Genomic DNA, 26,832 nt, shown 5'->3' on the forward strand with positions numbered 1-26,832 from the left:
CGCCGATATCGTCGTCTTGGCGGCCGGCGACTGTCAATCAATTAATTCACTTGAGTTGGATTAATTGCCGGAGCAGGCTGTCGACCCGATCCAACGCGACAGCCTATGCCGAACCGTTCCGTCCCTCCCTCCCGCAGCGTCGCCGTCGGCACCAACCCCGAGCGGACGCGCAGCCATAACCGACGGGTGGTGCTGGAAACCGTACGCCAGCACGGGCAGCTCGGCCGGTCCGATATCGCGGTCCTGACGAAGCTAACCGCGCAGGCGGTCTCAAACATCGTCGCCGAATTGGTCGAAGAGGGCTTCCTGACCGAGCTCGGCCGGCGCCGGACGGCGCGGGGCCAGCCGCCGGTCGAATTCGCGGTCAATCCCGAGGGCGGGATGACGGCGGGCATGGAAATCGCGGCCGATCACGTCACCACCGTCCTCGTCGACCTCGCCGGGCGGATCAGGGCGCAGCGCATCGCGCCTCTCGCGGACACGACCGTCGCGGGCGTGCAGAAGACGGCTGCGGCAGAGCTGGCAGCGGTCAGGCGCGAGGCCGGCCTGCCCGAGCGCCTGCTCGGCTGCGGGGTGGTGATGCCCGGCCCCTTCGAGATCGAGGGCATGAACTCGGTCGGGACCTCGCCGCTGCCCGGTTGGGCCGGGCAGGATGCGGCGCAGCTTCTGCAGGACGTTCTCAACACGCCGGTGGTGATCGAGAACGACGCCAATGCGGCGGCGGTCGGCGAGCATCTCCATGGGCTCGGCCGCAACCTGCGTCATTTCTGTCAGATCTACTTTGGTGCGGGCCTCGGCCTCGGTGTCATCGTCGCCGGCCAGCCCTATCGCGGGGCCTTCGGCAATGCCGGCGAGATCGGCCATATTCCCGTGGTGCGCGACGGGCGCGCCTGCGCCTGCGGCGGGCATGGCTGCCTCGAACGTTACGCCTCCTTCCATGCGCTGGCGGAGACCTTGCGCGAGGCCGGGCTCGCCGAGGTTGGGCCGGAGGAGGTCGCGCGCCTGCATGGGCAGAGCCATCCCGCCTTGTCCGGCTGGATCGCGGAAGCAGCCGGGCTGCTGGCGCCGGTCGTGGCGATGCTGGAGAACCTGTTCGACCCGGAGACCGTCATCCTCGGCGGCGAGATGCCGGACACGGTGATCGATGCGCTGATCGCGGCGATGTCACCTCTGCCGATCTCGGTGGCGAATCGGCCGGGGCGGACGATCCCGCGCGTCCAGCGCGGCGCGACCGGGCGCTTGACGGCGGCGCTCGGTGCGGCGGCGCTGCCCTTGCTCGACACGATGACGCCAAAGCTCGACCGCGTCAGTCTTGCGCCGGAAGCGGTTGCCTCACCCGCGGGCTGACGAGGCTCCTGCGTTCACGGACCGGGGATGCTGTTTGCCCTCGATCAAGGAAGCAACCGGCCAAACCAGCTAGTCAGCGGGCTCCAGGACAACAGCCCGGAGCTGACCGATGCAGGCCGCGCCATACCGAGATGAACGGCTTCCGCGCTATACGAGCTATCCGACCGCCCCGCATTTCAGCGCTGCCGTCGATGCGAAGAGCTATGCCGGCTGGCTGAAGGAGCTGACGGCGGGGACCACCGCCTCCCTCTACCTGCATGTGCCGTTCTGCCGTTCGATGTGCTGGTATTGCGGCTGCCACACCACGGTCGCGCTGCGCAACGGGCCGATCGTCGATTACCTCGCGGCCTTGCGCGGGGAGATCGCCCTGGTCGCCGAAAGGCTTTCCGCTCCGCTCGATGTGCGCCATGTCCATTTCGGCGGGGGCACGCCGACCATCCTCGACCCCCAGGATTTCGTCGCGCTGGTCGCGTTGCTACGGCAGCATTTCCTGCTGCATCCGACCGCCGAGATCGCGGTCGAGATCGATCCGCGCCGGCTTGAACCCGGCATGATCGCCGCGCTTGCCGAGGCCGGGGTCAACCGCGCGAGCCTCGGCGTGCAGAGCTTCGACCCCGCCGTGCAGAAGGCGATCAACCGCATCCAGAGCGTCGAGCAGACCGCGGCGGTCGTCACCGGCCTGCGCGGCGCCGGCATCGCAGCGGTCAGCTTCGACCTGATCTACGGGCTGCCGCGGCAGACGCTCCAGTCCTGTCTCGACACCGTCGAGCAATGCCTGGCGATGCGGCCCGACCGGTTCTCGATCTTCGGCTACGCGCATGTGCCCGAATTCAAGAAGCACCAGCGCCGCATCGCCACCGCCGAACTGCCGGATGGCGAAGCGCGGCACGAGCAGGCCGAGGCGATGGCGCAGCGGCTCGTGGCGGCCGGCTATGTTCGCATCGGGCTCGACCACTTCGCTCTACCGGATGATCCGATGGCGCGCGCCCTGGCTCATGGCGGGCTTCATCGCAATTTCCAGGGCTACACCACCGACCGCTGCGAGGCCTTGATCGGCTTCGGCGCCTCGGCGATCGGGCGGTTGCCGCAAGGCTATGTCCAGAACGAGGTGGTGATCGGCCGCTATGCCGAGCAGATCGCCGACAGCGCCCTGCCGACGGCGCGCGGCTATCGCCTCACCGCCGAGGATCGCCTGCGCGCCGAGCTGATCGAGCGGGTGATGTGTGATCTGACTGTCGATATCGATGCGGTCTGCGCGCGGCATCGGGCCGATCCGAGCATCCTCGAAAGCTCCTTCCAGCGGCTCGGTCAGCTCTCGCAGGAGGGCGTGGTGCGCCTCGATGGCCACCGGGTCTCGCTGCCGGACGAAGCGCGCCTGCTGGTGCGCAAGGTCGCCTCGGCCTTCGACGCCCATCTCGATCAGCTGCCGCGGCAGTACAGCCGGGCGGTTTAGGGTAGGGATTTTCTGAAGCGCTCCTGATCGGAACCACCCTTGTCATTCCGGGTTCGCGCCTATGGCGCGCCCCGGAATGACAAGACGCAGCGCCGAGCAGCGATCAGCATCACCCGGCGATTGCGATCCTCAATCCTGCCAGCGCGCTCAACGCCGCCGCATAGCCGATCAGCGCGATCGTAAGCCCGGGGCTCGCCCGATGCAGGCGCATGAAGCCAAGCACGACGAGTCCGGCCTTGATCAGGCTAAGCGCCGCGATGGCGAACCCGCGCGGCCCGGCCGGCAGCTGCGTTGCCGCGAGCAGGCTCGCGCCGGTGGCGAGAAGCAAGGCGAACAGGATGGCAGGGAAGGGGAGGTCGCGCGCCGGCATCGTCTCAGCCCAGATAGATGACCGGCAGGATCAGCAGCCAGACGAGATCGACGAGATGCCAGATCGTGGCGACCGTCTCGACCGGTCGCGGCGCCGGGCGCCAGGCGACGACGAGGAGCAGGATCGCGACGAACAGGACATGCGCGAGATGGAAGCCGGTGATCAGCAGATAAAGCTCGAACAATCGGTTCTCGCTTGTGGCCAGTACCGGCAATTCATGGCTGAAGGCGGCGAGCTTCAGCGCGCAGAAGGCAAAGCCACCTAGCGCCGCGAAGATGAGGTTCCGGCGCGGGGCTCGTCCTGATGCGGCCAGAGCCGCGAAGAAACCGCTAGTCAGCAAAGTCGCCGTCGCGACGCTGGCCAGCGGCAAGTCGAGTTCGCGGTGGAACGCGACGTGTGCCGGTGGGTCTAGCCAGGCGATCAGCAGGAGGGCGCCGAGCAGGGCGCCGAAGACGACGAACTCGCTCCAGACGAGGATCCAGAGCAGGAGTTCCATGCCGGTTTCGGGAACCGGCTTCGCACCGTCGAGGCTGCCGCTGGCAACCGCGACGGTCATGCCGGCAGCAGCCGGTTCAGACCGGCCGGCAGGCGGTCGCGCCAACTCCGCTCGCGGACGAGGCGGAAGCCGAGATTGTCGGGCGGGGTGCCGACCGAGCAGCCGCCGCTCTTCGGGTTGCGGATGAAGAAGGTCATCGGCGCGCGGTGCTGGCCCTCGACGACATAGATGCCGCAATTGCTGGTCTCGCCAGTCGTGCGGCCGGCAGCGTCCTGCGAGACGCGGCGCAGACAGGTCTGCGTCCACTCCCAGACATTGCCGGCGATGTCGTGGACGCCATGTTCATTGGCGCCGAAACTGCCGACAGGCCGTGGGGCGGGGTCGCTCGCGGCTTTGCGGTTGGCTTCGCGCTCGTAATCGGCAAGCCAGCGCTGGGCCGGATTGTTCGCATCGGCATCGAAGCCGCGGGCATCGTCGACGAGGCGCGAGCCGGCGGCATGGGCCCATTCCCGGTCCGTCGGCAGGCGCCAGACCGTGCCGGTTTCCCGCGTCAGCCAGGCGGCATAGTCGCTGGCATCGGCATGGCTGACGCCGGTCACGGGCAGGTCGCCGCGTGGTGCCGGGCTGTCGAGGCGCTTGCAGGCGCCGGCCGCGATGCAGCGCGCGTAATCGGCGGCGCTCACCTGATAGCGCATGATTTCGAGGGGCTGTGTGATCCTGACCGTAACACGCGGCGCATCGACCGGGCGGCCGGCGCGGCTGTATTCTCCGTCGAGCCGGTGCAGCAGTGTCGCGGGCGGCACGATCGCCGTTTGCGGCAGCGGAAAGGCGGGGGCAGGCCGGCGAACTGGCGCGGCCAGCAGAAGGGCAGCAGCTCCGGCAAGGAGCATGAGGCCGAGCGAGGTCGTCAGCCCCGGCAGCGTCGGGCGCAGCGTGGTGGCCATGATCGGAATCCCTATCGGGAAGAAGGGCCTCCCCGCCGAATGGCGGGGAGGCGGGGACACGTCAGATGCCGGCCGGGGCCAGGATCTGCTTCATCAGGTCGTCATTCCACTCGCCCTCGACCTTGAAGTGTCCGGCGGCGCCGAGCTCGAAGGCCTCGATCAGGTTGTGGTTGACATAGGCGTAGATGCCCGGCTGCAGGAAGGTATAGAGCGCCGCGCCCGCGCAGCCGCCGGGGATGAACCAGGTCTCCAGGTCGCGCTCCGGCGGGTTGCGGAACTTGCCGGTGGCCCAGACATAGTCGCCATGGCCGCCGATCAGGTGGGGGCGCGTGTCGCGGTTGGCCTGCGAGTGGACGATCAGCACGGTCTCGCCGACCTTGGCGGTGAGCGCATTCTTGCCGGTCAGCGCGCCGACCTTGCCGTTGAACACGACGTGGGTCGGGGTCAGCGTCCGCATCGCCTTGACGACATCCTCATGCGACTCGCCGACGCTGGCATAGCGCTTGAACTTGCCGTTCGCGTCGCGCGGCACATAGAAGTCCTGCTCGCCGACATAATAGACCTTGTCGTATTTCAGGGCCTTGCCCTGGCCGTCCTTCAGTCCGTCGCGCGGCAGCACCATGATGGCGCCGTTCATGCCCGCCGTGACGTGCCAGGGCACCATGCCGGGAGGGGCGCAGTGGTAGACGAACACGCCCTGCCGGGTGGCCTTCCAGCGCAGCACGACCTTCTCGCCGGGGTTGACCTCGGTCAGGCCGCCACCGCCGAGCGCACCTGTCGACGAATGGAAGTCGATATTGTGCATCAGCTCGTTGGTTTCGGCATTGATCAGCGTCAGCTCGACATAGTCGCCCTCGTGCACGACCATCAGCGGGCCGGGCACCGTGCCGTTGAAGGTGAAGGCGTAGGTCTCGGTGCCGGCATCGTCGAGGACGATCTTCTTCTCGTGGATCGTCATCGTGAACTCGACGACCTTCGGCCCGCCGGTCGCGACCTGCTCATGCGCATGCACGAAGGGGGGATCGACCAGCTTCGGCTTGACGCGCGGCAGCTTGGCGATGTCGGTGGCACTGGCCTTGGTCATCACGGCCTGCGCCTGAGCCGGCGCGGAAGCCGCCTGGACGATCGCCCCCGTGGCTGCCGCTCCCGCCAGAATGCTGCGGCGGGTCAGTTTGAGTTCTTCGCCCATTTTGAGCCCTTGGCCCATGGCCTGTCTCCTTGCCAGAAGACCGGAGTTCGCCCGGTCGTGAGCACTCTAGGAGCCTGGCGAAATCGGTCTTTGTTGCAGCACAACATTTCCGACGATCCTGGCCGGGATCGTCATTCGGCAGCGATCATCGCCGGCTCCCAGGCCGGCTCGTAGGTCAGCGTCACCGTGACCCCGGCGACACCCTCGACGGCGCCGGCCGCCATGGCAACGGCCTCCTTCAGGAAGCCGGCCAGCGGGCAGCCGCGCGTGGTCGTCGTCATGGTGACCGCGACGCTGCCATCCGGCGCTGCCGTGATCGCGTAGATCAGGCCGAGATCGACGACGCTGCGGCCGATCTCGGGATCGAGCACGTCGCGCAGCGCGATCTCGACGAGGCGTTCCAGCTTGACGCTCATCCGTGCGCCCTCTCGCCGCCATGGCGCACGAGCAAGCGATAGGCCGTGCCGGAGGCATCGAAATTGCCGGCCCATTCGTGCTGGCGCTTGGCCAGTTCGGGGAAGAGGAAGACCGGTTCGCGGGCGAGCAGCGCGAACAGCACGTCGCCGGGCTTCAGGTCCTCGAGCGCTTCCAGGATGCGTACCATCGGCTCGGGCGGCTCGAGATCGACGAGGTCGAGTTCTTCGATCGGATTGCCCCAGGACAGGGCGGAGGGGCTGCTGCCCGTGGCGAGTCCGGCCTCGGCCTGCATTCCGGCGACCGGTGAGAACAGGACCTCCCAGTCGCCGCCGTCGAGCGGGCGATCGCTGGCGGAAAAGCCGCGATTGGCCATGACCGAGAACAGCGGCACCGGCCGAAAGGGTGCAATGAGGCGCAAGGATTCGCCCGGCGCGAGGGCGCTGACCGCCTCCATGATCGCCTGGAACGGCTCCGCGCCGGCCCGCAGCATCGGGCGGACGTCAAGCTCGCGGATGGGCGATGCTTCCGGCTTCGACATGGTTGGGTCTCCTTTCCTCGGCCCGCGCGGCCAGCAGCCGGGGGCATTCATGCGCCGGCGGCCTGTCGGCGGCCTTGATCTGCGACAAGCGGCGGATGCGGACGAGTTCGGCGACGAGGCCGGCAGTCCCGGCCAGGCAGAGCGTCATGGCTAGGCGGAAGCTGGTCGGCGCGGCGATGGCCAGCGCGGCAGCCCCCAGCACGACCCCGCCATAATAGAGCAGGAACCACCAGCCGGTTCGCGGCATGGCGACGAGATCGCCGACGCGCGGCGCCGGGCCGCGCCCGAGGCGGGGCGCATAGGTTTCGAGCCAGGTCACGAAGGAGACGATCTTCACGAGCTGCGCCAGCGTCAAGCCGCCCAGCCATCCGAAAGCGATCAGAAAGACGAGTGCCGCGATCGAGCCGTCGCCCGCATGAGCGACGATGGCGACCGGCAGCCCTGCCAACCCGAGGCCGAGCGCGACGAAGGCCGGGATGCTGGCGCGCATGTTGATCTCCAGCGCCTTGCGCCGGCGGGCACGATAGAGCGCGTGGATGTCGCGGCCGTAGCACAGGCCGGCCATGATCAGCACAACGAGTGTTGCAGCGATCCACCCGGCGCCCGTTTCGATGCCGGCGAAGGGCGCCATGAGACCGGCGAAGGCGAGGGCGAGCCCCAGGCTCGCGAACAGCAGCACCGGGCGTACCCGGCGGGCCGGCGGCTCCGGCGCCATCATGAACATGATGAAGAGGCGATAGCTGACGCCGATGGCGATCAGCCCGAGCCAGCCGCCGAGGCCGAGCAGGGCGTGGAAGGGCAGGCCATCGGGCAATAGAGTGACGGTGCCGAGCCAGTCGCCGCGTCCCGACAGGAGCGTCGTGAAGGCGGTGCCGCTCAGCGCCGTGGCGGCCAGGCAAATGAGGCCGGTGAGGACGAAGCGGGCGAACAGGACGATCGGGCGCGCGCTCAGGAGCGTTGCGCCCAGCATCAGGCCGAGCAGCGAGAAGCCTGAGAGCAGGAAGGCGGCACCGAGCGGCAGCAGGTCGAGCGAGGCCTCGATCCAGCCGGCCAACGTGGCGAAGCCAGCGCAGAGCAGGATGAGGCCGATGATAAGCGCGAGCAGCGCCGGCAGGGCGATACGGGGGAAGGCGAGGGGGCGGGAGACCAGAACCGGCACGAATTGCAGCAACGCACCGGCCATGGCGAGGCTGAGCCAGCCGATCGCCACGAGATGGACGAGGACGAGCGTCGCGGGTTCGGCGAGGCCGGCAGCGGGATAGCCGATGCCGGCGACGGCGAGAGCCTCGGCCGCGAGCAGAAAAGCCAGCGCGGTCGCGAAATAGCTCATCGTCCAGCGGGACAGCGATGCCATCGGCATGGCTGCGATCTCCCGAGAGGCGGCTCAGTGGCCGCAGGTGCAGGAATGGCCTTCGTCGTGGCCGCCGCAATCGGCGGCGTGGCCATCCTCGCCGGCTTCGTTACGGCCGATCTCGACCTGCCAGATCTCCGGGCCCTGCACGATGTAATCCCAGGAATAGGAGCCGGGATAACGTGCCTCGATCTGCCGGCGCAGCGGCGCGGGGTCATGATCGTTGACGATCCTGAAGGCGTCGCCGGGCGAGAGCCGCTCCATGATGCCGAAGATCGTGGCATGGCGCACGACCGGCGGAATGGTGCGCACGTCGAGCGGCTCGAGGGGCTGGGTGGTCATGGTTCGGCTCCGGTTGCGGCCCCGATGCGGGCGGCTATTCAGCCTAGCGAAGGTGCCCCGGCGGCAATTTGCCGAAACGCAAACAGCGTCGCTTTGCCCGGGTCACTGTTCGAGGAAGAGCAGGACGGCGATGGCGAGCGACATCATGATGGCGGCTGCCACGCCGCCCTTCTGCAGCACGCCCATCCGGTAGAGCAGCAGGGCCATCACGATGATCGCGGGTGTGGCGACGACAAGACCCATCTGGGCGTCGGTCATGGCGTTCTCCTCGGAGCGGGATTGTCCATCGAACCACGGCGTCATCCCGGGCTTGACCCGGGATCCATGCCAGAGCGCTTCCGATCCAGGTTCAGGCATGGATCCCGGCTCTGCGTTTCGCTCCGGCCGGGATGGCCCACGTGGTTCCGTTTAAAATGAGTACCTTCAAGCCGCCAGCGCGCGGTAGATCGCCGGCAGGGCCGCCGGCAGGCGTTCGAGCCGTGAGACCACGGCATGGCCGTTGCGGCCGAAGAGATGCGGGATATAGGCGCGCGACTCCCGGTCGACGGTGACGGCGAAAACGCAGATGCCGGCGCGGCGCGCCTCGATCACCGCCATGCGCGTATCCTCCATGGCGAAGCGGCCCTCGTAATGGTCGATGTCGTTGGGCTTGCCGTCGGTCAGGACGAGCAGCAGCTTGCGCCGGTCGGGCCTGGCCTTGAGCCCCACTGCTGCATGGCGGATCGCGGTGCCGATGCGGGTGTAGTAGCCGGGCTTGAGCGCGGCGATGCGCGCCTCGACCGCCGACCCCATCGCCTCGTCGAAGCGCTTCACCGTCTCGATCCTGACCCAGTCGCGCCGGCGCGAGGTGAAGGTCAGGATCTCGTGGCGGTCGCCGCAGGCGGCGAGCCCATGGGCGAAGACGGTCAATGCCTGTTTCTCCACATCGAGCACACGCAGGTCGTCGAACCAGGAATCGGTCGAGAGCGAGACATCCATCAGCGTGGTCACGGCGAGGTCATGCGCCTGCGGCCGGCTCGCCAGATGGATGCGGTCGCTGCCAGAGCCGCCGGCGGCGAGATCGGCCTGGCGGCGCACCACCGCGTCGAGATCGAGATCGGGACCGTCGATCTGGCCGCGCTGCGGCTCGCGCAGCGGGCGCAGGGCCTCGAACCGGCGGCGGACCTGCCGCACCAGCGCGCGCGTCGCGGCATCCTGCACCGGGGGGGCCTGCTCCTGCTGCGCCATTCCGGCGAGCACGCGGCAATGGTCGTCGCGGTAGCTTGCGCTGCGGAAATCCCATTCCGGATAGGTCAGGGCGCCGGCCAGCGCGGTTTCGTCCATCGCCTCAGGCGGCAGATCGAGATCGAAGCGGAAGCGCGAGGCCGGGCGGCCCTTGCGCTCGCTCAGCACCATGTCGTCGAGCTCGTCGGCGGCCTCGGGCTCGTGCTCCTCGCTGTCGTCGGAGGGGCGGTCGACCGCGACCATCTCCGACATCGCCAGGATCGTCTCGAAGCGGTTGAGAGCGAAGGGGCTGCGCTCGCGCCAGTCCTCGGCCGTCTCGTCGCGGCTGGCGGTATAGGCCTTCATCTGCTCCTCGGCCTTCGCCGAGGCCGGCGGCGGCTGGTCCTCGTCGCGGCGACGGGTGCGGGCGGGGGCAGATGCGCTCGCCAGGGGCCAGAGCGGCACGCCGAGCGCCGGCAGATAGCCGGCCGGGGCCTTGGCGAGCCAGTCCTCGGCGGCGATCTCGATGGCCTCGCCACCGAGCAAGGCACGGATCAAGGCCTCGACCTTGGCCTCGGTCGCGGGCAGGCCCTCGCGGCGCCGACTCGCAAGCAGGGCGTCGGCCAATCGGCGATAGGTAGGGCTGAGACCGGGAAAAGCCGCGAGGACCCGCGCGACGAGGCGCTGCGCGGCGGCGATCAAGGCGAGGTCGCGCCGGAGCGGATCGGTTTCGGTGGACGGCCGCGGCGGCATCGCGGCCATGCAGGCGGCGAGCCAGACATAGAGATCGCGGTTGAGCCTTGGCTGCGGGAAGAGCGCGATCTCTGCCGGCAATTGCAGGCTGTCCGGCGTACGCAGCGCCTGGGCCAGTCTTTCCTCGCCGAGGCCGACGCGCTGGCGCAGATTGAGCCGGTGGCCGGCTGTGCGCTCGCGGGCCGGGACGATCCTGACGCCGGGCTCGCCGCCGAAGCCGCGGAAGCAGACGGCGAGCGTCGGCGCCATGCTCGCCAGCGTCACCGCAGCCTGCGGGTGATACGGCAGGCTCGCAGTATCGCCGACCAGTCGGTGCCAGAAGCGCCCGACCGTCTCTTCCAGCTCGAGGAAGTCCAGCATCGTCGGGCTCCCTAGACGAGAACCGCGCGGGCGATTTCGACCAGCCCGGCGCGGATTTCCGGCTCGTCGGTCAGCGGCTCGATGATGGCGGCCATCACGGCCTCCTGCCGCGGCAGGCCGGCGGCGATCAGGCTCGCGGCATAGACGACGAGGCGGGTCGAGACGCCCTCCTCGATATCCTGTCCCTTGAGCGTGCGCAGGCGCCGGGCGAGGTCGACAAGCGGTGCGACAGCGGCCTCGTCGAGCCCGCTTTCCTGCGCGACCACGGCGATCTCCTGCTCGCGCGGCAGGAAGTCGAAGCTGATCGAGACGAAGCGCTGGCGCGTCGAGGGCTTCAGGTTCTTCAGCAGGTTCTGGTAGCCGGGGTTGTAGGAGACCGCGATCATGAAGGAGGCCGGGGCGGCGAGCAGCTCGCCGGTGCGTTCCAGCGGCAGGATGCGGCGGTCGTCGGTCAGCGGATGCAGCACCACCGCCACGTCCTTGCGGGCCTCGACGATCTCGTCGAGATAGCAGAGCCCGCCCTCTCGCACCGCCCGCGTCAGCGGCCCGTCGACCCAGACGGTCTCGCCGCCCTTGAGAAGGTGGCGGCCGGTGAGATCGGCGGCGGAGAGGTCATCATGGCAGGCGATCGTGTAGAGCGGCAGTCCGAGCGTCGCGGCCATATGCGTGACGAAGCGGGTCTTGCCCGAGCCGGTCGGGCCCTTCAGCAGCAGCGGCAGGCGCCTCTCCCAAGCCTTCTCGAACAGGAAGCGCTCGTTGCCGGAGGCGGTGTAGGCGGGGATGTCGACGCAGGCGGGAGCCAGGATCGGCGGGCGCGGAATCATGTTCATCGCGAAAATCCGTAGGGCAAGGAAACGGAAGCCCGCCGGCCGGGTGGCCGGCGGGCTGAAGCGTCATTCCGCCGGCTGGGCGAGGGCGACCGGATCGGCGCTGCGCTCGCGGCCGGGCACCAGCACGGCCCAGACGAACATCAGCGCCGAGATCACCACCACCACGCCGGAGCCGAGCCGAACCCAGTAGAAGAGGGCGATCTGGTCCTGCACGTCCATGAAGCTCTGGCCGAGGACGCGCTGGAGATGGACCTGGACGACGCCGGCGAAGGTCAGCGCGAAGGTCATCACCGACATTGCCGTGCACATCATCCAGAAGCTCGCGATCGAGAGCCACTGGTTGTAGGGCGCGCGGCCCTTCAGCTCGGGGATGGCATAGGCCATCATCGCGAGGTTCAGCATCACATAGGCGCCGAAGAAGGCGAGGTGGCCGTGGGCGGCGGTGACCTGCGTGCCGTGGGTGTAGTAGTTCACCGAGGAGAGCGTGTGCAGGAAGCCCCAGACGCCGGCGCCGAAGAAGGCCATCACCGAGCAGCCGATCGACCAGAGCAGGGCGGCCTTGTTGGGATGGTTGCGGCCGGCCTTCCAGGTCATCTGCACGGTGAAGATCACCATGGTGAAGAAGGGCGCGACCTCCAGCGTCGAGAACAGCGAGCCGATCCACTGCCAGTATCCGGGCGCGCCGATCCAGTAATAATGGTGGCCAGTGCCGAGGATGCCGGAGAACAGGGCGAGCCCGACGATGACATAGAGCCATTTCTCGACGACCTCGCGGTCGACGCCGTTGAGCTTGATCATCAGGAAGGCCAGCACGGAAGCCATGATCAGCTCCCAGACGCCCTCAACCCAGAGATGGATGACGTACCACCAGTACATCTTGTCGAGCGCGAGATTGGCCGGGTTGTAGAAGGCGAAGAGGAAGAAGAGCGCCAGACCCCAGAGGCCGAAGAGCAGGATGTTGGTGACCGTGGTCTTGCGGCCCTTCAGCGAGGTCATGGTGATGTTGAACAGGAACATCAGCACGACGACGACGATGCCGACCTTGATCGCGAAGGGTTGCTCGAGGAACTCCCGCCCCTCATGGATGCGGAAGAGATAGCCGACCACGGCGATCGCCGCCGCGACGAAGAACAGCCAGAACTGCACCACCGCGATCTTGCGGCTGTAGAGCTCGGTCTGCGCCTCTTCCGGCAGCAGGTAATAGGTCGCGCCCATGAAGCCGAGCAGCAGCCAGACCACCAGGGCGTTGGTGTGGATCATCCGCACGATGTTGAAGGGCAGCAGCTCGGATAGCGTATTGGGCAGGACATAGATCAGTCCCGCGACGACCCCGAAGGCGACCTGCGCGACGAAGAGCACAAGCGCGCCGTAGAAATAGAGCATCGCGACGCTCTGGGTCTGGTATCTCATCGTATTGTAGCCTGGCATGGCTCTCTCCTGTCGCGATGTCTCAGCCGGCATCGTTGGGCGGCCAGTTCTGGGTCTTGATCCGGCTCGTCCATTCCAGGAAGTCGGCGAGATCGTTGAGTTCCTGCTCGGTCAGGTTGAACTGCGGCATCTGGCGCCGACCCTCGATCCCGGTCGGCTGGGCCGCCATCCAGGCCTTCAGGCTCTCGCGGGCACCGGCTGCGTCCTTGTCGCCGCCATAGCGCTTCCAGACATTGCCGAGCTCAGGGGCGAAATAGGCGCCCTCGCCGAGCAGCGTGTGGCAGTTGATGCAGGAGTTGCGCTCCCAGACATGCTTGCCCCGGGCGACGGCCGGGGTCAGCGTCGATTCGTCGGTCGACTGCGTCCGCATGAACCAGTGGCTATGGGCGGTTAGCCCGACGAAGATGGCGAAGAAGAAGATCGATCCGCCATAGAAGACATTTCGGGCTCCCGCCTTTGTCAGACGTTCGGCCATGCGTTCACCCTTCCGTTGCGCGTGCGCGCCGGCGACGCCGGCTCAAGAGCCCCCGCAGATCGGCGGCAGGGGACAAGGCGGTGATAGCGAGGGGCCGGAGGTCCTTCTTTGCGCTTTGGCAAACAGTACGCAGGCGTAAGGCGCGCAGTCAGGCTTCCGCCGTCGCGAGGCGCATCAGGGCCGGAATATCGCGCACCAGCAGCGTGCGCCGGCCGCCGATGATCAGGCCGTGGCGCTCCCAGCGCGTCAGGATGCGCGAGACATTGTGCAGGGTGGTGCCAGTCATGGCCGCGAGATCCTGCCGGGAGAGCGGGACATCGATGCGCATGCCGTCCTCCTCGTGCCGGCCGGCCCGGTCGATCAGGCGCAGCACCGCATGGGCGAGGCGCCGGGGCACGTCGAGCGAGGCGATCTCAAGGAAGCGCCCCTGCGTCTCCGCCAGTTCGAGGCCGAGCGCCCGCACCAGCCCGAAGGGCAGGGCCGGCAGCTCATGCAGCAGTCTTTGCCAGGACGCGAGCGGCCAGACGGCGAGCGTGCTGTCGCGCAGGGCACTTGCCGTCGCATCGTGCCGGAGCCGATGCGGGCCATGCCCGAGATCGAAGACTTCGCCGGGATGGACGAGGCGCAGGATCACCGGCTCCCGGTCCCAGCCGGCCCGCGCCAGCTTCAGGCCTCCCGCAAGCAGGAGGAACAGTTCGCCGGCCGGTTCGCCCTGCGTGAAGGCGTTGTCGCCGGCGGCGAGATGGCGCAGGGAAGCGGCCGCGGCGATGGTCTTCCGCGCGCTCGTTGCGAGGGATGCGAAAAGGGGCGCCCCGCGCAGCAGGTCGGCATCAATGCTCATGGTCGTCCGGGTCGGCCTGCTCGCAAGTCCAGCGGGTGGGCGTTCGAGGTGCGGGCGCCGGCCTGCGGTCATGCAGGGACGATGCCATGAGCGGACATTAGGCAGGATCGGTCGAGCCTTCTTTGCACTATGGCAAAGAAGACTCGAAAGGGTTGTGGCGAGTGCCTGCGCTGTCAGTAGGAGCGCGGCATGCCCAGCACGTGCTCGGCGAGATAGGACAGGATCAGGTTCGTCGAGATCGGCGCGACCTGATAGAGCCGCGTCTCCCTGAACTTGCGCTCGATATCGTATTCCTCGGCGAAGCCGAAGCCGCCATGGGTCTGCACGCAGGCATTGGCCGCCTCGAAGGAGGCATCGGCCGCCAGCATCTTCGCCATGTTCGCTTCGGCGCCCGGATTGGCGCCGGCCTCGTAGAGCCGGATCGCCTCGCGCACCATCAGTTCGGCGGCGCGCATATTGGCGTAGGCCTTGGCAATCGGGAACTGGATGCCCTGGTTCTGGCCGATCGGCCGGCCGAAGACATGGCGCTCCTTGGCGTAGGTCGAGGCCTTGTCGATGAACCATTTGGCATCACCGACGCATTCGGCGGCGATCAGGATGCGCTCGGCATTCATGCCGGAGAGGATGTAGCGGAAGCCCTTGCCCTCCTCGCCGACGAGGTTCTCGGCCGGGACCTTCACATTGTCGAAGAAGACCTCGGTGGTGGCGTGGTTCATCATCGTGCGGATCGGCCGGATGGTCAGGCCGTCCTTCAGCGCCTCGCGCATGTCGAGGATGAAGACCGAGAGCCCGTCGGTGCGCTTGGCGACCTGGTCGCGCGGCGTGGTGCGGGCGAGCAGCAGCATCAGGTCGGATTGCGCGGCGCGGCTGGTCCAGATCTTCTGGCCGTTGACGACATAGTGGTCGCCATCGCGGCGGGCGGTCGTCCGGAGCGCGGTCGTGTCGGTGCCGCTGGTCGGTTCGGTGACGCCGAAAGCCTGCAGCCTGAGGTCGCCCGAGGCGATCTTCGGGAGGTAGCGCTGCTTCTGGTCCTCGCTGCCATGGCGCAGCACCGTGCCCATTACATACATCTGGGCGTGGCAGGCGGCGCCGTTGCAGCCCTGACGCTGAATCTCCTCCATGATCACGGCGGCAGCCGAGAGCGTGAGGCCGGCGCCGCCGTATTCCTCGGGGATCAGCGCCGAGAGGAAGCCGCTGTCCGTGAGTGCCGTCACGAACTCCGTCGGATAGGCCATCTCGCGGTCGAGCTTGCGCCAGTATTCGCCGGGAAATCCGGCGCAGAGCCGGGCGATCGCGTCGCGGATCTCGGCATGGTCGGAAGGGTGCTGCATGCGGACCTCGAGGCAGTCGTCAGGTGGCGACCCTATGCCAGCACCGGAAGGTTGGGCACCCCCGTTTCCGCTTTCCAAGGATGGGCTACAGGCGCGACGCTGCGCCTATAGCGTTGTACTATGCCGACGCCCTCAGCGCGCGGCGGTGACCACGATCTCGATGATCGCGCCGCCGCCGAGATCGGCGACGCCGACGGTCGCGCGGGTCGGCATGTCCTCACCGAAGAAGCCGGTCCAGGCGGCATCCATCTCCTTCTTCTGGGAGAGGTCGGTGACGAAGATCTGGGCGGCGACGATCGCCTTGCGGTCGAGCCCGACCTCGCCGAGATAGCCCTCGATCTTGCCGAGGATGTTCTGCGTCTGCGGACCCATCGACTGCGTGGTGTCGTCGGCGATGACGCCGCCGACGAAGACGAGATTGCCGGTCTCGACGATGCGGTTCTGGATGGGCGTGCGGATGGAACGCTTGATGGCCATGGGTCTTCTCCTGCGTTGAAACTCAGTGGGTGGTGGTGAAACGGGCGATGCCGAGGCCGTCGATCGGCACGTTCGAGCGGCCGGTCGCGATGATCTCCGCCATCACGGCCCCAGCTCCGGGACCGAGCTGGAAGCCATGGGCCGAGAAGCCGAACTGGTGGTAGACGCCGTCATGCTTGGCGCTCCTGCCGAAGACCGGCAGGTCGTCCGGCATGCGAGCCTCGATGCCCGCCCAGGCGCGCACGACCGGCGCGCCCCGCATGATCGGGAAAAGGTCCCAGACCGTGCCGGCGCTGATCGCGAGCTTCTTCCAGTCGAGCAGGGTGACGTTCTCGTCGCGCAAGGGTGTCCCGAGATGGCCGCCGCCGATCAGCACCGTGCCGTTGTCGAACTGCTTGAAGGAGAGTTTTCGCCCACGCAGGATCACGACCGGCTTGATGAAGGCCGGCAGCGGCGCGGTGATCATCAGCATCGGCGCAATCACATCAAACAGCACGGGCTCGCCGAGATCGCTGGCGATCCGGTCGGCCCAGGCACCGGCGGCGTTGACGATGCGGGGGGCGAGGAAGTCACCGGCGTCGGTGACGACGCGCCAGTTCGGCCCGTCCTGCTCGACCTTGGTGACGCGGACGCCTTCGCGGATGATGGCGCCGAGGCTTTCGGCCTTGCGCTTGAAGGCCTGCGTTGCGCGCAAGGGAATGGCGGCGCCGTCGCGGCGCGAGATCACGCCGCCGGGGCAGGTCTCGGATACAGCCGGGACGATCGAGCGCAGCTCCTTCGCGTCGATCATCTCCTCATGGTGGAAGCCGCGCAGCGTCAGGTCGGCGACGCGGGCGCGACAGCCCTCCAGATCGGCCTCGTCCTCGGCGACCAGTACCTGCCCGTCGCTGGTGAAGCCGCAATCGTCGTCGACGAGATCGGCGATGTTGTGCCAGAGCGCCATCGAGGTGTTGGAGAGCGGGATTTCCGCGACATGGCGGGCGAGCTGGCGCACGCCGCCGGCATTGACGCCGGAAGCGTGGCGCCCGGCATGGTCCTTCTCGATCAGGATGACCGAGAGCCCGCGCATGGCGCAATGCAGGGCGGTCGAGCAGCCATGGATGCCGCCGCCGATGACGATCACATCGGCGCTGCGCCTGCCCTCACTCACCGGACGACCGCCTTCACCGAGGCCTCGGTCTGCGGCAGGGCCGCCAACTCGGCCAGCGTTACCGGCTTGATTGGTGGGCGCAGGCGGTAATAGCCGGTTTCGGCCGGGGTCGTGCCGCGTGTCTCGGCGATCAGCTCGACCACCGTCGGGCCGCAGAGGCGGCCCTGGCAGGGCCCCATGCCACAGCGCAGGAAGGCCTTCATCTGGTTGGGGCCGGTGACGCCGAGGCGCTTGGCGGCATCGCGGACCTGACCGGCGGTGACCTCCTCGCAGCGGCAGACGATGGTCTCGTCCCTGGGCGGGGCCAGGAATTGCGGCGCCGGCTTGTAAAGCAGGTCGAGGAAACGCCGGCCGCGCAGCTTCTTGTCCAGTTCGGCGCGGATCGGGGCAGCTTGCCGGTCGCGTTCGGCCTCGGTGAGCTTGCCCAGCCGCAATGCTGCGCCGAAGGCCGCGATCTCGCCGCGCAGGGCCGCGCTTTCCGCGCCGCCGATGCCGGCGCCGTCGCCCGCGATGGCGATGCCGGGAACGGTCGAGGCGAACCAGGCATCGACGCGCGGCACCCAGGCGTGCTGCTCGGTGTCGAAATCATGGGCGCAGCCGGCGGCATTGGAGAAGTTGACGCTGGGTATCACGCCCTGATGCAGTAGCAACGTGTCGCAGGCGATGGTGCCGGTGCGGCCGCTTTGCTCGAACTGCACCGTCGCCAGTTTTCCATCGCCGGTTGCCGTGAGACTGGCCACGCCGGAGACGAAGCGGAGCTTGCGCCTGGTCGACAGCATCAGCTTCAGGCCCTTGGCGAGATAGGGTGAGCGCAGGAAGTCGGGGATGGCGGCGAGGGCTTTTGACCAGTTGCCGTTCGGCGTCGTGTCGAGCACGGCGGCGATCTGGCAACCGGCTGCGGCGAGCTGGCCGGCCAGCAGGTAGAGCAGCGGGCCGCAGCCGGCGATGACGGTGCGGCCGGAGGGAATCGCGCCGGCAGATTTGAGCGCGATCTGGGCGGCGCCGGCCGTCATCACGCCGGGCAAGGTCCAGCCCGGAATCGGGAAGGGGCGTTCCTGCGCGCCGGTTGCGAGGATGACCTGCCGCGCGCCGATGATGCGGGCCTTGCCGTCGAGCGAGAGGCCGAGTTCGAAAGTGCCGGGCGCGGTCTCGTCCGGGCCGATCGACCAGACGGTGCAACGCGGGACATAGGCCGCCTGCGAGCGCTCGAAACGGGCGACGATGCCGGTGCCACGCCAGTAGTCATCGCCTAGGATGGCGCGGTTCTTCACCGGCGTCGTGGTCACCGCGCGGTAGATCTGGCCGCCCGGCGCCGGGTTCTCGTCGGCGAGCAGGACGGAGAGGCCGAGCTCGGCGGCGCGGGCGGCGGCGGAGAGGCCGGCCGGGCCTGCGCCGACAACGAGGAGGTCATAGCTCTCGGCGAGCTGTTCGATGCTGGCGATCGGAGTCATTCCGAGGCCTCCGTGAGATGGCGGCGGCCATGCTGGGTCTCGATGCGCATGCCCTCCGCGAGCGGGATGAGGCAGCCCTGCCGGTTGCCGATGCCGTCGATAACGACGAGGCAGTCGAAGCAGACGCCCATCAGGCAATAGGGCGCGCGCGGCGTGTCGGAGACCGGTGTCTCCCGGCAGGCAGTAATACCGTTGACGAGCAGGGCGGCGGCGACCGTGTCGCCTACACGCGCCGTCATCGGTCGGCCGTCGAAGGTGAAGCTCAGCTCCCCGCTCGCGGCAAGGTCAGCTATAGGCCGGAACATGGAACCTCCGTGCGGTGAAGCTTGCGACGCTCTCGGGCAAGGTGCCGGCGAGGATCGCGGGAGCGAGCGTCAGGGCGTGATTGGCGGCGAGCGTCACGCCAGAATGGCAGGTGACGACGAAGGCGCCGGGATGGGTTTCGGACTGGTCGTAGATCGGGAAGCCGTCGGGGCTCATCACGCGCAAGGCCGACCAGGTGCGGACCACGTTGAGGCCGGCAAGGCGCGGGAACATCTTCACCGCCCGCTCCGCCATGGTCGAGAGGATCGGCTGGCCGACCACGGTGTCGAAGCCGCGATCCTCCTGGCTGTCGCCGATCATCACGCCGCCCTCGTCGGTCTGGCGCACCGTCACCATCGGATTGTGCAGGAAGGGTTCGGTCTTCTCGGTGACGATGATCTGGCCCTTGCTCGGCTTCACCGGAGCGTCGAGCCCGACCATGGGTGCCAGCCGCGCATTGCCGAGGCCAGCGCAGAGCACGACCTTGCCGGCCCGCATCTCGCCCCAGGGGCCGGTGATGGCGAAGCCGCTATCCTTCGGCACGATGTTCTCGACCGGGCTGTTCGGGCGGTAGTCGACGCCGTGCCGGACCGTCGCCTCGCGCAGAGCCCGGAACAGCTTCAGCGAATTCACATGGCCGTCGAGCGGGGAATAGAGCGATCCGACCACATCCTTGCCGATGGCGGGCAGGCGCCGCTTCGTCTCGTCATGGTCGAGCACCTCATAGGGGAAATCGGTCAGCGGCCGGCTGTTATGGAGGCGGCGCATCGCGTCGACGCGCTTATCCAGCTCCTCCTCCGAGAGGCAGAGCATGAAGCCGCCCGGCTGGCTATGGGCGACGTCGATGCCGGTCTCGCCGGCGAGCGAAGCGGCCAATTCGTGCCAGCTATCGGCGGAGCGGCGCGACCAGAGTGCGTAATCGGGCATGCCAAAACCCTTGGACTGCACCCAGACCAGCGCGAAATTGCCGCGCGAGGCACGGAAGGCGGTATCGCCTTCGTCGAGGATCGCGACCTTGGCGCCGTTGCGGGCAAGGCCGAGCGCGATGGCGCCGCCGACCACGCCGCCGCCGATCACGGCGACATCCGGTTCTCTGATGGTGGTGGACACTGGCGTCAGCCTTTTCCGGTTCCGACGAACAGCCGGTCGAGCCCGAACAGCCTGTCCAGCGCCATCAGCAGGATGGCGGTCAGGGCGATCAGGCAGGCGGAGACGGCTGCGATGAGCGGGTCGATATTGTCCTGGATGTAGAGGAACATCCGGACGGGGAGCGTGGTGGTGGCGGGCGAGGCGATGAAGACGGTCATCGTCACCTCGTCGAAGGAATTGATCGCGGCGAGCAGCCAACCCGAGACGACGCCGGGCAGGATCAACGGCAGCGTCACCCGCCGGAAGACGACGGCGGGGCTCGCGCCGAGCGAGATCGCGGCGTGCTCGATGCGCCGGTCGATGCCGTAGGAGGCGGCGAGCACGAGCCTGAGCGCAAAGGGAATGATCACGATGATATGGCTCAGCACCAGCCCGAGAAAGGTCCCGGACAAGCCGATCTGCGTGAAGAAGCGCAGGAAGGCGATGCCCAAGACGACATGGGGGACCATCAATGGCGACATGAACAGCGCCGTCATCGCTTCGCGGCCGGGAAAACGATAGCGCGCGATGGCGAGCGCGGCGGGGACTGCGAGCCCGATCGCGACGGTCGAGGAGAGCGCCGCCAGCCAGAGCGAATCCCGGAAGGCGCGCAGGAACTCGGGATAGTCGAGGATCGCCTTGAACCAGCGCAGACTCCAGACCCGGCCGGGCAGCGAGAGATAGCCCTCCGGCGTGAAGGCGACGAGGCAAACGACCACCAGCGGCGCCAGCATGAAGACGACGAAAAGCGTGTGGAACAGGATGGCGAAGGGACCGTTGCGGCTCATTCGAACACCTGTGAATAGCGCCGCTCGACCAGCCGGTTGGCGCCGACGGTGAGGATGACCAGCGCGGCGAGCAGCAACACGGCGACGGCGGCGCCGAGCGGCCAGTTCAGCGTGTTCAGGAACTCGTCATAGGCCAGCGTCGCCGCGACCTTGAGCCGCCTGCCGCCGATGATCGCCGGCGAGGCGAACGCGCTCGCCGCCAGCGCGAACACGATGATCGAGCCCGAGAGGATGCCCGGCACGATCTGCGGCAGGATCACGCGGCGCCAGATGGTGAGGCGCGAGGCGCCGAGCGAGAGCGCGGCGTTCTCGATCTGCGGGTCGAGCCGCTGCAGCGAGGCCCAGACCGCGAGGATCATGAAGGGGATCAGCACATGGACGAGCGCGATCACCACGCCGGTCTCGGTGAACATGAATTCGAGCGGCTGGCCAATCAGGCCGAGCGCCATCAGCCCGCGATTGACGAGGCCGTTCGAGCCAAGCAGCAGCGCCCAGCCGAGCGTGCGCGCCACGACCGAGACCAGCAGCGGCCCGAGGATCGCGAGCAGGCAGAGGCCGCGCCAGGCGGGCGACATGCGGTTGAGGATATAGGCCTCGGGCACGCCGATCAGGATGGCGAAGAGCGTCACCAGCACGGAGATGCGCAAGGTACGCAGGAAGACTTCGAGGAAATAGCTGTCGCTGAAGATCTCGCGGAAATTCTTCAGGGTGAACTCGGCGACGATGCCCTTGTACTGGCCCCAGTCGTAGAAGGCGAGCAGCACGGTCATGCCGAGCGGGATGATGACGAGGCCGAGGAAGACGGCGAGCGCAGGTCCCGTCAGCCAATAGGGCGTCGCACGGGCTGAGGCGTCCGGGCTCATGTACCTGACCCTTCCGCAAGCAGCGCGGCGTCGCCGGGGCCGAAGCTCAGCTTCACGCTCTCGCCTTCGCCGGGGACGGGTGTGCCGTCATTGTGCCGGATCAGGGTGACCGGGCCGGCGGCACTCTCGGCGGTCAGCAGCCAATGCGCGCCCTGGAAGACGCGCGAGGTGATGCGGGCGGTGAAGCCGGGCGCGCCCTCCGCGGCGAAGCCGAGGCGCTCGGGACGGACCGCGATGCGTAGTGGGCTCGATGCGGCGCCAGCGAGCGGCACGGAGAGGGCTTCGATTGTCACATGGCCGCTTCCGTTGCCGGTCGCATTGAGGACATTGGTCTTGCCAAGGAAATTCGCGACGAAGGCGGTAGCGGGCGCGCCATAGACCGCATCGGGCGCGCCGATCTGCTCGACACGGCCGCGATTCATCACGACGATCCGATCCGAGAGCGCCATCGCCTCATGCTGGTCATGGGTGACGAGGATCGTGGTCGTGCCGATCGAGCGCTGGATCTGGCGCAGTTCGCCTTGCATCTCCTCGCGCAACTTGGCGTCGAGATTGGAGAGGGGTTCGTCGAGCAGGAGCAGAGACGGCCGGATGACCAGCGCACGAGCCAGTGCGACGCGCTGCTGCTGCCCGCCCGACATCCGGCGGGGATAGCGGTCCTCGAAGCCCTTCAGCCCGACCAGCGCCATCGCCTCCAGCGTGCGCTTCTCGCGCTCCGCCTTCTCGACGCCGCGCATTTCCAGCCCGAAGGCGATGTTCTGCGCCACCGTCATATGGGGAAAGAGCGCATAGCTCTGGAAGACGATGCCGAGGCCGCGCTTGTTGGGGGCGACGCCGCCGAGATCGCCGCCGTCGAGCAGGATGCGGCCGCGATCGACCGGGACGAAGCCGGCGATCATCTGCAGCGTCGTGGTCTTGCCGCAGCCGGAGGGGCCAAGCAGCGAGATGAACTCGCCGCGCGCGACCGAAAGGTCGAGCCCCTCGACGGCGACCGCCGTACCGTAGGACTTGCCGAGGCCTTCGAGAACGAGATGGGACATGGATCCTGCGCGCTTCGTGAAGGAGGTAGCCGAAACACCGCCGTCATCCCGGGCTAGACGCGGGATCCATTCCGGAGCGCTTCCGAAGAAGGGTCAGGCATGGATCCCGGATCTTCGCTTCGCTACGTCCGGGATGACGGTGAGGTTCGAGGGCGGACTCTGTTACCGCTCGACCTCGCGGTTCCAGCGCCTCGTCCATTCCTCGCGCTTGGCGTTGACGATGTCCCAGTCGACCGCCTTGAGCTTCTTCACGTCCTCGCCATAGGGCAGGCCCTTCTGCTCGTCGGGCGTCAGCGTCACCGTCATGTTGGCGGGGCCGAAGCCGGCGCCGGTCGCCATCACCTTCTGGATCGCGGGCGAGAGCATGAACTGGATGAAGGCATTGGCCTCGGCCGCGTTCTTCGAACCCTCGACCGGGCAGGCGGCCACGCCGAGCGCAAAGCCGCCTTCCTTCGGATAGACGAACTCGACCGGGAAGCCGGTATCGGCGAAGGCCTTGACGCGGCCCGAGCCCCAGACGCCGAGCACCGCTTGCCCGTTCTGGAAGAGTTCGGTCATCTTCGCCGGCGAGGGCTCATAGGCGACGATGTTCGGGTTGATGTCCTTCTTGAAGGCCTCGAAGCCCGGCTCGATATTGCCCTCGCCGCCGCCACCGATCTGCGCGAAGGCGATCAGCGCATGCAGGCCATAGGTGTTGTTGATCGGCGGGCTGACGATCTTCTTGCCGTAGGTCTTCGATTTCAGGTCGGTCCACGAGGTCGGGGCCGGCCATTTGTTCTCGTCGAAGACCTTCTTGTTGTAGAACAGGCCGGTGCCGACGAGGCCGAGCCCCACGCCCTTGTTCGACTTGAACTTCATCACCGGCGCGACGTCCTTGTAGACCGCGCCGTCGGTCAGCGGGCCGCAGAAGCCGAGCGCCACCGCCTGATAGGCCGGGCCGTCATCGACGATCGCGACGTCGATCTGCTGGTTGCCCTTCTGCGCCTGCAGTTTGGCGAGCGTGTCGGTCGAGTTGCCGGCGACGTATTCGATCTTGACGTTGGCCTGCTTCTCGAAGGTCGGGATGACCTCCTTGCGCATGGTCTGTTCGTAGGAGCCGCCATAGCCGGCGACATAAAGCGTCTTCTGCTGGGCTAAAGCGGCGGAGCCGGCGAGCGCGGTTCCGGCAACCAGAGCGAATGTGATGGCGAGTTTCACGGGATCCCCTCCTCGTTTTCGAGTGATGCCGTTAGGTTCGGTGCTGATCTGGAACTGGTCAAATCGAATGTTTCGCGCAATCCATGCCGAAATGTTATGTTTGTCTCGGGAGGGATGAGCATGCTGAATCCGCGCCAGATCGAGGCTTTCCGGACCGTGATCGTGACCGGCGGCATCACCGCCGCCGCGCAGGCGCTCAACGTCACGCAGCCGGCGGTGACGCGCCTCATCCAGGATCTGCAATATGCGCTCGGCCTGCCGCTGTTCGTGAAGCGTGGCGCGCGGCTCGTGCCCACCAATGAGGCGCTGTCGCTCTATCGCGAGGTCGAGCGCCAGTTCGTCGGGCTGGAGCGCATCGAGAACGCGGCCCGCAACCTGCGCGAGGGGCGCGCCGGCTCGCTGCGCGTCGCGGCGCTGCCGGCCTTCAATGTCGGCTTTCTGCCGCGAGTCGTCGGCAGCTATCTTAAGCAGAAGCCGGATCTGGAGATCGCGCTCTACGGCAGCATCTCCTCGCAGGTCGTGGATTGGGTGACGTCGGGTTTCTGCGAACTCGGTTTCGCCCAGATGCCGCTCGATTTCCCAGGGATCGATATCGAGATGCTGCCGCCGATCGCGCAGGTCGCGGTGCTTCCAACGGGGCACAGGCTGGCCGTCAAGGCCGAGCTGGTGCCGGAGGATTTCGCCGGGGAGCCGTTCATCTCGCTCGAACAGTCGACGCAGCTGCGCTACCGCATCGACGCGCTGTTCTCGGCCCATGGCGTGACGCGCCTGACGCGCGTCGAGACGCCCTTGTCGATGATCGCCTGCGGGCTGGTCGCCGCGGGTGCCGGAGTCGCGGTCGTCGATCCATTCACGGCGGCGGAGTATCGCGGCAGGGGTATCGAGATACGCCCGCTCAAGCCGCAGGCGGTGTTCGACATCGCGATCATCTGGGGTGCCGGCCGTTTTCGGTCCGCTGTCGCGTTGGATTTCGTTGAGCGGGTCCGGGCTGCGGTCGGAAACTTCTCTGGCGAGGGGCCCGGTTGAAAGGCGTCATCCGCCTCCGCCACGAGGTCCAAGGTGATTGTTGTTGGACGGTTGGCCTGGTCCTGCCCCGTTTTGTGGTCCAGGCGCTATGCAAGCGTTCGGGCATTGAAAGCCTGGTTTGCAGGGGTGTTCGGGGTCAGGCGGCCGAGCGCGGTGCATGGCCTGCCGTCGTTGCACTCCTTTCTCCAGAGTTCGATCCTGTGACGGGCATCGGCCATTGACAGGGACCGGGAGGCATTCCGTACGCAAGCGGGAAGGGAAGCGCCCTATTCGTAGCGTGCTTCCAGCCGTCGATCGATCCACAGCGCCGCCAGCGTGCAGAGCGCACCGGACAGCAGGTAAAGGCCGACCCAGGCGAGGCCGAAGCTGCTTGATAGCGTCAGCGCCACCAGTGGGGCGAAGCCGGCGCCGATCAGCCAGGCGAAGTCGGATGTCAGGGCGGCGCCGGTGTAGCGGTATTGCGGCTTGAAGCTGGACGCTACTGCGCCGGCAGCCTGGCCATAGGCGAGGCCGAGCAGGCCGAAGCCGATGATGACGTAGATCGTCTGCCCGGCCAGGCTGTCGCCGAAGAGCAGCGGCGCGACGATGCTGGACAGGCTGAACAGCGCGATCATCCCACCCGAGAGCAGCAGGGTGTTGCGGCGGCCGATCTGGTCGGCGATCAGGCCGGAGGTAACGATCGCGCCGGCGCCGACCACGGCGCCGGCCCCCTGCACCAGCAGGAACTCGGAGACCGAGCGATCGGTGAAGAGGTTGATCCAGCTCACCGGGAAGATGGTGACGAGGTGGAAGAGCGCGAAGCTCGCCAGCGGCACGAAGGCGCCGAGGACGAGGGTCCGGCCATGGACGCGGATGAGCTCGACGACCGGGACCGGCGCCAGCTCGCGCGTTTCCATCAATTCGGCGAATTCATGGGTCGCGACCATGCGCAGCCGTGCGAAGAGCGCGACGACATTGATCGTCAGTGCGACGAAGAACGGATAGCGCCAGCCCCAGCTCAGGAAATCCTGCTTCGAGAGCGCGCCCTCGAAATAGGCGAAGAGACCGGCGGCGAGGACGAAGCCGAAGGGCGCGCCGAGCTGTGGCAGCATCGCATACCAGCCGCGGCGGTTCGGCGGGGCATTGAGCGCCAGCAGCGATGACAAGCCATCCCAGGCGCCGCCGAGCGCGATGCCTTGCAGCAGGCGGAATCCCGCGAGGATGCCGATCGACCAGATGCCGAGCGTCGCATAGCCCGGCAGGAAGGCGACGCCCGCCGTCGAGCCGCCGAGCAGGAAGAGGGCGGCGGTGAGCTTGGTCGCGCGGCCATATTGGCTGTCGATCGCAAAGAACAGCACCGAGCCGATCGGGCGGGTGACGAAGGCCAGCGCGAAGATGCCGAAGGCGTAGATCGTGCCCGTCAGGCGGTCGACGAAGGGGAAGACCAGCTCGGGGAAGACCAGCACGCAGCCGAGGCCGAAGACGAAGAAATCGAAATATTCCGAGGTCCGGCCGATGATGACGCCGAGCGCGATATCGGCCGGCGACACGTGGTCGCGGCCATGCTCGTCCGTCGGATGTCTCGATGAATGGCTCGCCGCGTCAGTGCTCATGACCGCGAATTCCTCGTTAGGAGGCGGAGCCGGCAGGACCGGGCTTGCCCGCACCTCATACAAATGGATACGGTGGATAGAAGCTACCCGTCAAACCATCGCAATGGGACAGATTGTCTTATGTGCGGTGCGAAAGAATAGGAATAGAG

28 protein-coding genes are annotated in these 26,832 nt (G+C 67.5%); 3 read left to right on the forward strand and 25 right to left on the reverse strand.

Translation table 11 applies throughout. From position 1 onward, the window contains the following. Positions 1-105: 105 nt before the first annotated feature. On the forward strand, positions 106-1,347 hold the full coding sequence (locus AC6RIC_RS03695) for an ROK family protein (protein WP_499735143.1): 1,242 nt from the start codon (positions 106-108) through the stop codon (positions 1,345-1,347). A gap of 109 nt (positions 1,348-1,456) precedes the next feature. Continuing rightward, positions 1,457-2,800 (forward strand): oxygen-independent coproporphyrinogen III oxidase, encoded by a 1,344-nt coding sequence (gene hemN, locus AC6RIC_RS03700; RefSeq protein WP_499735144.1) that lies wholly within the window; start codon positions 1,457-1,459, stop codon positions 2,798-2,800. 109 nt (positions 2,801-2,909) lie between these two features. Here the strand turns inward: hemN and AC6RIC_RS03705 are convergent, their stop codons facing one another. The 24 genes from AC6RIC_RS03705 to AC6RIC_RS03820 all read right to left on the reverse strand — a co-directional run bounded on the left by AC6RIC_RS03705 (position 2,910) and on the right by AC6RIC_RS03820 (position 24,065). Next, complete coding sequence (locus AC6RIC_RS03705) at positions 2,910-3,170, reverse strand: hypothetical protein (protein ID WP_499735145.1); 261 nt, start codon at positions 3,168-3,170, stop codon at positions 2,910-2,912. 4 nt (positions 3,171-3,174) lie between these two features. Then, positions 3,175-3,726, reverse strand: coding sequence for a cytochrome c oxidase subunit 3 family protein (locus AC6RIC_RS03710; protein ID WP_499735146.1), 552 nt, complete (start codon positions 3,724-3,726; stop codon positions 3,175-3,177). Next, positions 3,723-4,610, reverse strand: a complete 888-nt coding sequence (locus tag AC6RIC_RS03715; protein WP_499735147.1) for an SUMF1/EgtB/PvdO family nonheme iron enzyme — start codon at positions 4,608-4,610, stop codon at positions 3,723-3,725. Before AC6RIC_RS03715 ends, AC6RIC_RS03710 begins: the two co-directional genes overlap by 4 nt. A gap of 61 nt (positions 4,611-4,671) precedes the next feature. Continuing rightward, positions 4,672-5,799: a copper-containing nitrite reductase gene (nirK, locus tag AC6RIC_RS03720; protein WP_454658930.1), complete on the reverse strand. Its 1,128-nt coding sequence runs from the start codon at positions 5,797-5,799 to the stop codon at positions 4,672-4,674. Between the two features lie 131 nt (positions 5,800-5,930). After that, on the reverse strand, positions 5,931-6,215 hold the full coding sequence (locus tag AC6RIC_RS03725) for a metal-sulfur cluster assembly factor (protein ID WP_499735148.1): 285 nt from the start codon (positions 6,213-6,215) through the stop codon (positions 5,931-5,933). After that, positions 6,212-6,754: a DUF2249 domain-containing protein gene (locus AC6RIC_RS03730; RefSeq protein WP_454654830.1), complete on the reverse strand. Its 543-nt coding sequence runs from the start codon at positions 6,752-6,754 to the stop codon at positions 6,212-6,214. The genes AC6RIC_RS03725 and AC6RIC_RS03730 overlap by 4 nt, the downstream gene beginning before the upstream one ends. Next, a complete protein-coding gene (locus tag AC6RIC_RS03735) occupies positions 6,717-8,114 on the reverse strand; it encodes a hypothetical protein (RefSeq protein WP_499735149.1) in 1,398 nt (465 codons plus the stop codon). Before AC6RIC_RS03735 ends, AC6RIC_RS03730 begins: the two co-directional genes overlap by 38 nt. Before the next feature lie 24 nt (positions 8,115-8,138). Then, entirely contained in the window at positions 8,139-8,447 is a 309-nt protein-coding gene (locus AC6RIC_RS03740) for a DUF2249 domain-containing protein (RefSeq protein WP_454654833.1), read from the reverse strand. A 102-nt stretch (positions 8,448-8,549) separates the two neighbouring features. Then, entirely contained in the window at positions 8,550-8,705 is a 156-nt protein-coding gene (locus AC6RIC_RS03745) for a hypothetical protein (protein WP_291653205.1), read from the reverse strand. 165 nt (positions 8,706-8,870) lie between these two features. After that, positions 8,871-10,763 carry a nitric oxide reductase activation protein NorD gene (locus tag AC6RIC_RS03750; protein ID WP_499735150.1) on the reverse strand — a complete coding sequence of 631 codons (1,893 nt, stop codon included), beginning with the start codon at positions 10,761-10,763 and terminating at the stop codon, positions 8,871-8,873. Positions 10,764-10,774: 11 nt separating this feature from the next. After that, positions 10,775-11,587: a CbbQ/NirQ/NorQ/GpvN family protein gene (locus AC6RIC_RS03755; RefSeq protein WP_499736548.1), complete on the reverse strand. Its 813-nt coding sequence runs from the start codon at positions 11,585-11,587 to the stop codon at positions 10,775-10,777. Between the two features lie 69 nt (positions 11,588-11,656). After that, on the reverse strand, positions 11,657-13,003 hold the full coding sequence (locus AC6RIC_RS03760; protein WP_499736549.1) for a cbb3-type cytochrome c oxidase subunit I: 1,347 nt from the start codon (positions 13,001-13,003) through the stop codon (positions 11,657-11,659). Positions 13,004-13,043: 40 nt separating this feature from the next. Next, the gene (locus AC6RIC_RS03765; RefSeq protein WP_113587314.1) at positions 13,044-13,496 is read right to left on the reverse strand and encodes a c-type cytochrome; all 453 of its coding nucleotides are present in this window, start codon (positions 13,494-13,496) and stop codon (positions 13,044-13,046) included. Positions 13,497-13,644: 148 nt separating this feature from the next. Continuing rightward, complete coding sequence (locus AC6RIC_RS03770; protein ID WP_499735151.1) at positions 13,645-14,337, reverse strand: Crp/Fnr family transcriptional regulator; 693 nt, start codon at positions 14,335-14,337, stop codon at positions 13,645-13,647. A 173-nt stretch (positions 14,338-14,510) separates the two neighbouring features. After that, positions 14,511-15,668 carry an acyl-CoA dehydrogenase family protein gene (locus AC6RIC_RS03775; RefSeq protein ID WP_499735152.1) on the reverse strand — a complete coding sequence of 386 codons (1,158 nt, stop codon included), beginning with the start codon at positions 15,666-15,668 and terminating at the stop codon, positions 14,511-14,513. 132 nt (positions 15,669-15,800) lie between these two features. After that, positions 15,801-16,145: a RidA family protein gene (locus tag AC6RIC_RS03780; protein WP_047574586.1), complete on the reverse strand. Its 345-nt coding sequence runs from the start codon at positions 16,143-16,145 to the stop codon at positions 15,801-15,803. A gap of 22 nt (positions 16,146-16,167) precedes the next feature. Next, positions 16,168-17,295 (reverse strand): NAD(P)/FAD-dependent oxidoreductase, encoded by a 1,128-nt coding sequence (locus AC6RIC_RS03785; protein ID WP_499735153.1) that lies wholly within the window; start codon positions 17,293-17,295, stop codon positions 16,168-16,170. Next, positions 17,292-18,746 carry an FAD/NAD(P)-dependent oxidoreductase gene (locus AC6RIC_RS03790; RefSeq protein ID WP_499735154.1) on the reverse strand — a complete coding sequence of 485 codons (1,455 nt, stop codon included), beginning with the start codon at positions 18,744-18,746 and terminating at the stop codon, positions 17,292-17,294. Before AC6RIC_RS03790 ends, AC6RIC_RS03785 begins: the two co-directional genes overlap by 4 nt. Then, a complete protein-coding gene (locus AC6RIC_RS03795; protein ID WP_499735155.1) occupies positions 18,743-19,051 on the reverse strand; it encodes a (2Fe-2S)-binding protein in 309 nt (102 codons plus the stop codon). Before AC6RIC_RS03795 ends, AC6RIC_RS03790 begins: the two co-directional genes overlap by 4 nt. Continuing rightward, a complete protein-coding gene (locus AC6RIC_RS03800) occupies positions 19,032-20,159 on the reverse strand; it encodes an NAD(P)/FAD-dependent oxidoreductase (protein ID WP_499735156.1) in 1,128 nt (375 codons plus the stop codon). Before AC6RIC_RS03800 ends, AC6RIC_RS03795 begins: the two co-directional genes overlap by 20 nt. A gap of 5 nt (positions 20,160-20,164) precedes the next feature. Continuing rightward, complete coding sequence (locus tag AC6RIC_RS03805) at positions 20,165-20,965, reverse strand: ABC transporter permease (RefSeq protein ID WP_499735157.1); 801 nt, start codon at positions 20,963-20,965, stop codon at positions 20,165-20,167. Next, complete coding sequence (locus AC6RIC_RS03810; RefSeq protein WP_336810417.1) at positions 20,962-21,828, reverse strand: ABC transporter permease; 867 nt, start codon at positions 21,826-21,828, stop codon at positions 20,962-20,964. The genes AC6RIC_RS03805 and AC6RIC_RS03810 overlap by 4 nt, the downstream gene beginning before the upstream one ends. Further along, positions 21,825-22,868, reverse strand: a complete 1,044-nt coding sequence (locus tag AC6RIC_RS03815) for an ABC transporter ATP-binding protein (RefSeq protein ID WP_499735158.1) — start codon at positions 22,866-22,868, stop codon at positions 21,825-21,827. Before AC6RIC_RS03815 ends, AC6RIC_RS03810 begins: the two co-directional genes overlap by 4 nt. A gap of 162 nt (positions 22,869-23,030) precedes the next feature. After that, positions 23,031-24,065 carry an ABC transporter substrate-binding protein gene (locus AC6RIC_RS03820; RefSeq protein ID WP_499735159.1) on the reverse strand — a complete coding sequence of 345 codons (1,035 nt, stop codon included), beginning with the start codon at positions 24,063-24,065 and terminating at the stop codon, positions 23,031-23,033. 120 nt (positions 24,066-24,185) lie between these two features. Here AC6RIC_RS03820 and AC6RIC_RS03825 point away from each other — a divergent pair, with 120 nt between their 5' ends. After that, positions 24,186-25,091 (forward strand): LysR substrate-binding domain-containing protein, encoded by a 906-nt coding sequence (locus AC6RIC_RS03825; RefSeq protein WP_499735160.1) that lies wholly within the window; start codon positions 24,186-24,188, stop codon positions 25,089-25,091. Between the two features lie 266 nt (positions 25,092-25,357). Here AC6RIC_RS03825 and AC6RIC_RS03830 read toward each other — a convergent pair whose 3' ends face one another. Continuing rightward, on the reverse strand, positions 25,358-26,683 hold the full coding sequence (locus AC6RIC_RS03830; RefSeq protein ID WP_499735161.1) for an MFS transporter: 1,326 nt from the start codon (positions 26,681-26,683) through the stop codon (positions 25,358-25,360). Between the last annotated feature and the right edge of the window lie 149 nt (positions 26,684-26,832).

It is taken from the genome of Allobosea sp. TBD101 (assembly GCF_059817965.1).

Excerpts from the sequence above, each read along its gene's own strand:
- AC6RIC_RS03695 (WP_499735143.1), top strand. The coding sequence starts at position 106 with ATGCCGAACCGTTCCGTCCCTCCCTCCCGCAGCGTCGCCGTCGGCACC.
- hemN (WP_499735144.1), top strand. The coding sequence starts at position 1,457 with ATGCAGGCCGCGCCATACCGAGATGAACGGCTTCCGCGCTATACGAGC.
- AC6RIC_RS03705 (WP_499735145.1), bottom strand. The coding sequence starts at position 3,170 with ATGCCGGCGCGCGACCTCCCCTTCCCTGCCATCCTGTTCGCCTTGCTT.
- AC6RIC_RS03710 (WP_499735146.1), bottom strand. The coding sequence starts at position 3,726 with ATGACCGTCGCGGTTGCCAGCGGCAGCCTCGACGGTGCGAAGCCGGTT.
- AC6RIC_RS03715 (WP_499735147.1), bottom strand. The coding sequence starts at position 4,610 with ATGGCCACCACGCTGCGCCCGACGCTGCCGGGGCTGACGACCTCGCTC.
- nirK (WP_454658930.1), bottom strand. The coding sequence starts at position 5,799 with ATGGGCGAAGAACTCAAACTGACCCGCCGCAGCATTCTGGCGGGAGCG.
- AC6RIC_RS03725 (WP_499735148.1), bottom strand. The coding sequence starts at position 6,215 with ATGAGCGTCAAGCTGGAACGCCTCGTCGAGATCGCGCTGCGCGACGTG.
- AC6RIC_RS03730 (WP_454654830.1), bottom strand. The coding sequence starts at position 6,754 with ATGTCGAAGCCGGAAGCATCGCCCATCCGCGAGCTTGACGTCCGCCCG.
- AC6RIC_RS03735 (WP_499735149.1), bottom strand. The coding sequence starts at position 8,114 with ATGCCGATGGCATCGCTGTCCCGCTGGACGATGAGCTATTTCGCGACC.
- AC6RIC_RS03740 (WP_454654833.1), bottom strand. The coding sequence starts at position 8,447 with ATGACCACCCAGCCCCTCGAGCCGCTCGACGTGCGCACCATTCCGCCG.
- AC6RIC_RS03745 (WP_291653205.1), bottom strand. The coding sequence starts at position 8,705 with ATGACCGACGCCCAGATGGGTCTTGTCGTCGCCACACCCGCGATCATC.
- AC6RIC_RS03750 (WP_499735150.1), bottom strand. The coding sequence starts at position 10,763 with ATGCTGGACTTCCTCGAGCTGGAAGAGACGGTCGGGCGCTTCTGGCAC.
- AC6RIC_RS03755 (WP_499736548.1), bottom strand. The coding sequence starts at position 11,587 with ATGATTCCGCGCCCGCCGATCCTGGCTCCCGCCTGCGTCGACATCCCC.
- AC6RIC_RS03760 (WP_499736549.1), bottom strand. The coding sequence starts at position 13,003 with ATGAGATACCAGACCCAGAGCGTCGCGATGCTCTATTTCTACGGCGCG.
- AC6RIC_RS03765 (WP_113587314.1), bottom strand. The coding sequence starts at position 13,496 with ATGGCCGAACGTCTGACAAAGGCGGGAGCCCGAAATGTCTTCTATGGC.
- AC6RIC_RS03770 (WP_499735151.1), bottom strand. The coding sequence starts at position 14,337 with ATGAGCATTGATGCCGACCTGCTGCGCGGGGCGCCCCTTTTCGCATCC.
- AC6RIC_RS03775 (WP_499735152.1), bottom strand. The coding sequence starts at position 15,668 with ATGCAGCACCCTTCCGACCATGCCGAGATCCGCGACGCGATCGCCCGG.
- AC6RIC_RS03780 (WP_047574586.1), bottom strand. The coding sequence starts at position 16,145 with ATGGCCATCAAGCGTTCCATCCGCACGCCCATCCAGAACCGCATCGTC.
- AC6RIC_RS03790 (WP_499735154.1), bottom strand. The coding sequence starts at position 18,746 with ATGACTCCGATCGCCAGCATCGAACAGCTCGCCGAGAGCTATGACCTC.
- AC6RIC_RS03795 (WP_499735155.1), bottom strand. The coding sequence starts at position 19,051 with ATGTTCCGGCCTATAGCTGACCTTGCCGCGAGCGGGGAGCTGAGCTTC.
- AC6RIC_RS03805 (WP_499735157.1), bottom strand. The coding sequence starts at position 20,965 with ATGAGCCGCAACGGTCCCTTCGCCATCCTGTTCCACACGCTTTTCGTC.
- AC6RIC_RS03810 (WP_336810417.1), bottom strand. The coding sequence starts at position 21,828 with ATGAGCCCGGACGCCTCAGCCCGTGCGACGCCCTATTGGCTGACGGGA.
- AC6RIC_RS03815 (WP_499735158.1), bottom strand. The coding sequence starts at position 22,868 with ATGTCCCATCTCGTTCTCGAAGGCCTCGGCAAGTCCTACGGTACGGCG.
- AC6RIC_RS03825 (WP_499735160.1), top strand. The coding sequence starts at position 24,186 with ATGCTGAATCCGCGCCAGATCGAGGCTTTCCGGACCGTGATCGTGACC.
- AC6RIC_RS03830 (WP_499735161.1), bottom strand. The coding sequence starts at position 26,683 with ATGAGCACTGACGCGGCGAGCCATTCATCGAGACATCCGACGGACGAG.